Raw genomic sequence first — 6,169 nt, forward strand, 5'->3', positions numbered from 1 at the left:
ATCTCCACTACGCCCGGAGGTCCCTTCATGATCAACAACCGGTAGCGGGCGTGTCACCAACCTCCCGGCCGAGTACATCTAGCGCGAGACCTCGATGGTCCGCTCCTCGCTGACCTGGTCCAGCTCCGAGACCCGTACCGTCGCCTTCATGGTCCAGGTGCCGGGCATCGGGAGGTTGAGGGAGTCGGTGCCCCAGTAGCCGCCTCGGTCGGTCAGCCGGGCGTCGATCGGGCCGATCCCGCGGTCCGGCAGGGTCAGCGACAGCCGCAGTTCGGGCACGGCAGCCAGGCCCCCGTCGGGACCGAAGACGACCGCCTCCACCGCGTTCTGGCCGACGCGGCCGGGTTCCAGGGTGATCTGCACCTTGCCGCGGCCGCCCGGCGTGCCCACGTCGAACGGGATCATCGTGACGGCGGCGCCCGGCGCCCCGGCCGCGGGAGCGGCCTCCGCGGCCTCGGCGGCCGCCCGGCCGGGCAGGGTGCCCGACAGCACCGTGGTGATCACCAGCACCACGATGCCCACGCCGACCTCGGTGAGGACCGAGCGGCGCAGCCCGCGCAGATGGGCGTCCGGCGCGAAGAGGTCCGCCGGTTCGGCAGCCGTGGGCAGCGCCGGCCCGGATGCCGGCTGCGGGACCCGCTCGCGCACCGCCGACGCCCTCCGGCCGACGTCCCGTACGGCGGCTTCCGCGTCCGTCGCCACCAGCCGTGCCGTCCACCGGCGCGAGAGGCCGGCGGCGGCCAGCAGCAGGGCCACGGCGACCAGTTTGACGAGCAGCAGCCGGCCGTACGCGGTCTCGGCGAGCGCGGCCCAGGAGCCGAGGCCGCGCCAGGACTGGTAGACCCCGGTCAGGACCAGGACGGCGACGGCGGTGAAGGCGATGCGGGAGAAGCGGGCCACGGCGGACGTCAGTGCGGGGCCGTCGAACCGGGCGGTCGCGGGCGCCCGGGGCGCGGGGGTGGCGGCCGTGTCCTGAGCGGCGGGGCCCGCCCCCTCGGTCCCGCCCGCTGTCGCGCCCTCGGCCGCCTCCTGGGCGGTGTCCGGCTTCTGAAGGGCGGTCAGCAGGGTCAACAGGGCCGTCAGACCGCCCAGCCACACCGCCATCGCCAGCAGGTGCAGCACCGAGGACGTCATCGCCGCCGGCACCTGGATGCCCGCGGAGGCGTGGTCGGACGCCGCCCAGGTCAGCGCGAGGGCGAGGGCCAGGGCGGCGGCCGCGCCGAGCAGCGGGCGCGAGGACCGCGCGGGTCCGCCGCCGCCCTCCGAGCCGTCGTCGTCGCGGCGCCGGGTCAGCCGCGGCAGAAGTACGGCCGTGGGCGCGAGCAGGAGCAGGCGGGCCAGCAGCACGAGGCCGGGGCGGCCCGACAGGGTGCGGACGAAGGCCGCCGGGTCGAGCGCGCCGGCCGGGCCCGTGCCCGTCTCGTAGGGGGCACGCAGCGCCAGCAGGAGAAGGGTGGAGGCGAGCAGCGTCCACCAGCCCGCCAGCAGCGGCCGGCGCAGCGGGCCAGCGTCCGGCGGGCGGCAGAGCAGTACGAAGGCGGCGGCGCCGATCAGCAGGGCCGCGCCGCCGTACGCGGCGTAGCGGGCGAGGTCGTAGAGGCCGGCGGTGGTGGGGTCCTCGGAGGGGCCGGTGTCGATCGCGGCGGCGGTCGGGGAGGGCTTGCCCACCGAGAAGGTGAAGGCGCCCGAGACCGGGTGGCTGTCGGCGGACACCACGCGCCACGCCACGGTGAACGTGCCCTCGCCCAGGCCGCCCGGGAAGGCCACCCGTGCCGTGTCCGGGTGGCCGGGCGCGTGCCGGGCCTCGCCGGTGTGCACGCGCCGGCCCTCGGGGTCGAACAGCCGGAAGGAGTCGTCGAGCAGGCCCACGGACTCCGTGAAGGTCAGCGTGACGCTGTCCGGAGCGGACTTGAGCACCGATCCGTCGGCGGGGTCGGTGGAGCGTACGGCGGCGTGGGCCGAGGCGGGCCCGGCGCCGCCGAGGACGAGCAGGACGAGGAGGGCGCCGAGCAGCGCCGGCCACTTCCACAGCGGCCGCAGTCTGGTCACGTCACCCCTCCGTCTCGGGACTTGCCGGCTTCCCGGGAGGTACGGACGCGGGCGGCACAACGCTCAGCACGGCCGGCCGGACACCGGGCTCTCCCGGGCCCGGTCCCTCAGGAAGTACGCGGGAAGGCTACCGACCGGGGAAGGAAGGCCAGTTGGGCGCGCTTCTCGGGCAGGTACACGTCGGGCAGGTCCACCTCCGGCAGGACGACGACCGGCCCCCTCTCGAAGCCCTGCCTCAGGAAGCGGTCGAGCGCACGGACGTTGCGGACGTCCGGGTCCACCACGATCCGGTCGCGGTCCAGCCCCGGCAGGAGGTACGACAGCAGGGCGCCCAGCAGCGCGGAGGTCCATCCGGGCCGCCGGCCGTCCGGGCCGGGCGGGGCCAGCAGCAGATGGACGCCGATGTCTCCGGGGCGCACGTCGTAGCACTCGCCGACGCGGTCGGCCGCGGGCTCGTAGGTCTGCAGGAGGGCGGCCGGTACGCCGTCCTTCCGCACCAGGAAGGCGTGATGGGTGTCCAGGCCGGCCAAGTGCTCGTACAGCTCGGTGACTTGTTGCCTGGTCAGCCCGGTCATGCCCCAGAAGGCGGCGCGTTCGGCGCTCACCCAGCGGTGGACGGTCCCGGCGTCGGCGTACGGGTCCAGGGGCAGCACCCGGATGGTGCCGAAGCCCTCGACGACCTGCTCGTGGACGGGTTCGCGGCCGGGACCGGAATCGGGATCGGGACCGGGACCGGGACCGCGATCGGGCTGCTCGGGCATCAGGCGTCGGTCTCCTTCTCCAGGCGGGCCCAGTCGGTGACGACCGGGACGAGTTCTCCCGCGGTCCACAGGGGGAGCTGGTCGCGGTGGTGAGGGGCGCCGGGCACGCCGTCCGCGCCGAACGGCACCACCCAGCGGCTGTTCTCGCGCCGGCCGAGGTCCCAGACGTAACGGGCCACGGGGCCGCGCGCGGCGCGGTCGGTCACCCCCGGCACGGCCGAGGTGCACAGCACGCAGTCGTGGTCGCCGGACAGGCCGGGTTCGGTGAAGGGCGCTTCGCGGGGGTCCTCGTGGGGTGTTCCGTCGAGGGCCCGCCAGGGTGCGAGCCGGTGACGTTCGCCCCAGGCCGCGGCGGGCAGCGCGGCGACCTCCTCGAGGGCCGCACGGACGATCGCCGGGCGGTCGACGCCGTACAGCTCCTCGGCCCTCAGCAGGTTCTCCAGGGCGAAGCCGATGCGCGGGGCCAGGGCGAGCCAGGGGAGGAAGACCTCCGGGTGGGCGGACGGTTCGGCGAGCGGCGCGAACACGGGATGGGCGGCGAGACGGCGTACGACGGCCGTGCGCAGCGCGGCGAAGGCCGCCGCCTCCTCGCTGCCGGCGTCCATCCGGCGGTTCCAGCGCAGGAGCCGGTCACGCAGGCGGGCCGCCTCCGGGGTGAGGCCGGGGTCCGGGTGGTCCGGGGCGCCGAGGGCGGCCAGGCGGTCGAGCAGCGGGGCGGCGGAGGCGAGGTGGGTGTCCGTGTGGATCGCGGCCATGTCGTCGGCGGACCAGTCGGCGCGCTCGGTGAGCAGGGAGCGGATGCGATCGGCGCGGTGCGTCGGGGCGAACTCGACGCCGAGCGGTGCGGACGGGCCGCGCTGGTTCGCCATAACCGCGATGCCGTCCGTCAGGCCCGCACGGGGCGGCTCGTGCTCGCCGTGCCAGTCGTGGCCGGGTTCCCAGGCGGGGACCGGGCGCACCCGGTTGGCCTCGGCGCGCAGCGGTACGCGGCCCGCGACGCGGTGCAGCACTCCGCCGGCGGTGTCCGCGGCCAGCACCACGTTGACCGGTTCCGCCCAGGCGTCGAAGGCCCGGTCGACGTCCTCCACGCGGCGGGCGCGCAGCAGCGGCAGCAGCGCGCCGAAGCCTAGGTCGGCGGTGACGCGGGGCGGGTGACGCAGGCTGAGGGTCGCGGGAGGGGCGGAGGCGGCTGCCGGGGGCGCGGCCGGGCCGCCGGTGATCACTGGGCCGCGGTCGGTCTCGATGACCTCGAGTTCGAGGGGTTCACCGCCCGCGACCTCGATCGTCTCGGTGTGCCGGGCGGCCCGGCGCCAGGTGCCGTCGGGGCCCAGTGCGTCGACGGCCGTGCCGGTGCGGCGCAGCCGCTCGACGTAGAGGTCCTGGTAGTCGGCCATGGCGTTGGTGATGGCCCAGGCGACCGTGCCGGTGTGACCGAAGTGCGCGATGCCCGGAACGCCGGGGACGGCGAGGCCGACGACGTCGAACTCCGGGCAGGCGAGGCGGATCTGCTGGTAGACGCCCGGGTCCTCGACGAAGCGGTGCGGGTCCCCGGCGATCAGCGCCCGCCCGGAGGCCGTGCGGGCACCGCTCAGCAGCCAGCCGTTGCTGCCGGAGGTGCCGGGGCCGTCCGTGGCGAACAGGGCGACGGCCCCGGGTCCGAGATGGCGTACGACCCGTTCGCGCCACAGTTTGGCCGGGAAGCCCGCGAAGAGGAGGTGCGCGCCGAGCCACACCCCGAGCGGGTGCCAGGGCTCCCAGCGGCCGGGGGCGAGACCGGTGCGGCCGAACTCGGGAGCGCGGCGGGCGCCGTCCGCGAGCGCGTCGTTGACGCCCTCGGTGTACGCCCGTACCCAGGCCGCCGACTCCGGGTCCCGCCTCTCCAGGACCTCGAAGCAGCGCCGGGCGGTGTCGGCGAGCCGGGCGCGCCGGGCGAGGACGTCCCAGGGCAGGGCGGTGGCGCCGAGGAAGGACGCCGAGGTGCCCCGGGCACGGTGCCGCTCGACCTCCAGTTGCCAGGCGCGGTCCCGTGCGGTGACGCGGCCCTGGGCACGGGCGAGGGCGAGGACGTTGTCGGCGCGCAGGTGCGGCACGCCCCAGCGGTCCCGGTAGGTCTCGGTGGCCATGGATCCCCTACATCTGCTCAGGTTAGGCTAACCTAACTCATTGTCGGGGCCGGATGCCCTCACCCCGTGCCGTCCGTCCCGCCCGGCTGCGCCCCGCCGTCCGGCGGGCGATCATCGGGACCATGGACGTCACACTGCACCTCGCCCAGGACCCCGACGCCGACGCGCTCCTCGGCCGCAGCCCCCTCGCCGCGCTGATCGGGATGCTGCTGGACCAGCAGATCCCGATGGAGTGGGCGTTCAAGGGACCCGCGACGATCGCCCGGCGCATGGGCACCGACGACCTGGACGCCCACGAGATCGTGGCCTTCGACCCGGACACCTTCGCCCGGCTGCTCTCGGACAAACCGGCCGTGCACCGCTACCCCGGCTCCATGGCCAAGCGGATCCAGCAGCTGTGCCGGTACCTCGTCGAGCACTACGACGGCGATCCCGAGGCCGTCTGGCGGGACGCCGGCAGCGGCCGCGAGCTGCTGCGCCGGCTGGCGGAACTGCCCGGGTTCGGCAAGCAGAAGGCGCAGATCTTCCTCGCGCTGCTGGGCAAGCAGCTCGGTGTGCGGCCCGAGGGGTGGCGGGAGGCCGCGGGCGCGTACGGCGAGGAGAAGTCCTTCCGGTCCGTCGCCGACATCACCGGGCCCGAGTCGCTGGCCAAGGTGCGCGCGCACAAGCAGGAGATGAAGGCGGCGGCGAAGGCGGCCAAGGCCGACAGGGCCGGCAAGACCGGTGAGACCGGTGAGACCGGTGAGTGAGCGCCGGTCGCCGGTCGCCGGTCGCCGTTCCTCGTCAACACGGCACCGGGTCCGTACGCCGTGCGGGCGGTTTACCGGGTCCGCGTGATGAACGGCGTACGGCCGAAGGCAGATGACCGGGGTGAGCCCCGCACCGCACGCCCGCCGCGTCCCGCGCCGGGGCGCCTGCGTGCGGGTGCTCGTGCTGCTGCTCGCCGTTCCTGCCGGGGCTGCCGGGCGCGGGCGCCCCGGCGCAGGCCCGTGCCCGCGAGCGGGCGGGCCGCGACCCTCACCGCACCGGCCTCCGCCGCCCTCCGTCCCGTCGCCCACGGGTGACGGATCCGTTCCCGACCCCCCACCAGCACCGCGAGGAAGCAGGAACATGCCAGCGACCCGTACGCGGTCCTCCGCGCCCTTCTGCGCGCCGAGGCCGCCCGCCGCTTTGGTCACCGCCTCCGGCGTCGGGCCGTGCCGAACAGGGAACGGGTGATCTCGCGGCCGATCTGGG

General features: G+C 75.7%; 5 protein-coding genes. 1 reads left to right on the forward strand and 4 read right to left on the reverse strand.

Features of this window, described 5'->3' with window-relative positions:
- Positions 1–78: 78 nt before the first annotated feature.
- The 3 genes from IE249_RS33840 to IE249_RS33850 form a co-directional block, all read right to left on the reverse strand.
- On the reverse strand, positions 79–2,049 hold the full coding sequence (locus tag IE249_RS33840; protein ID WP_229859895.1) for a copper resistance CopC/CopD family protein: 1,971 nt from the start codon (positions 2,047–2,049) through the stop codon (positions 79–81).
- A 107-nt stretch (positions 2,050–2,156) separates the two neighbouring features.
- On the reverse strand, positions 2,157–2,810 hold the full coding sequence (locus IE249_RS33845) for a GNAT family N-acetyltransferase (RefSeq protein WP_189711079.1): 654 nt from the start codon (positions 2,808–2,810) through the stop codon (positions 2,157–2,159).
- Complete coding sequence (locus IE249_RS33850; RefSeq protein WP_189711081.1) at positions 2,810–4,933, reverse strand: penicillin acylase family protein; 2,124 nt, start codon at positions 4,931–4,933, stop codon at positions 2,810–2,812. The genes IE249_RS33845 and IE249_RS33850 overlap by 1 nt, the downstream gene beginning before the upstream one ends.
- Before the next feature lie 122 nt (positions 4,934–5,055).
- Here IE249_RS33850 and IE249_RS33855 point away from each other — a divergent pair, with 122 nt between their 5' ends.
- On the forward strand, positions 5,056–5,682 hold the full coding sequence (locus IE249_RS33855) for an HhH-GPD-type base excision DNA repair protein (RefSeq protein ID WP_189711083.1): 627 nt from the start codon (positions 5,056–5,058) through the stop codon (positions 5,680–5,682).
- 425 nt (positions 5,683–6,107) lie between these two features.
- Here the strand turns inward: IE249_RS33855 and IE249_RS39435 are convergent.
- On the reverse strand, positions 6,108–6,169 hold a 62-nt coding region (locus IE249_RS39435), incomplete at its 5' end, for a DUF853 domain-containing protein (protein ID WP_229859906.1).

The sequence above is a fragment of the Streptomyces anandii JCM 4720 genome, from assembly GCF_014650655.1.
GTDB classification, from domain to species: Bacteria; Actinomycetota; Actinomycetes; order Streptomycetales; family Streptomycetaceae; genus Streptomyces; species Streptomyces anandii.

What these genes read in the sequence shown, in the direction of transcription:
- IE249_RS33855 (WP_189711083.1), top strand. Translation starts at nt 5,056, where the DNA reads ATGGACGTCACACTGCACCTCGCCCAGGACCCCGACGCCGACGCGCTC.
- IE249_RS33845 (WP_189711079.1), bottom strand. Translation starts at nt 2,810, where the DNA reads ATGCCCGAGCAGCCCGATCGCGGTCCCGGTCCCGGTCCCGATCCCGAT.
- IE249_RS33850 (WP_189711081.1), bottom strand. Translation starts at nt 4,933, where the DNA reads ATGGCCACCGAGACCTACCGGGACCGCTGGGGCGTGCCGCACCTGCGC.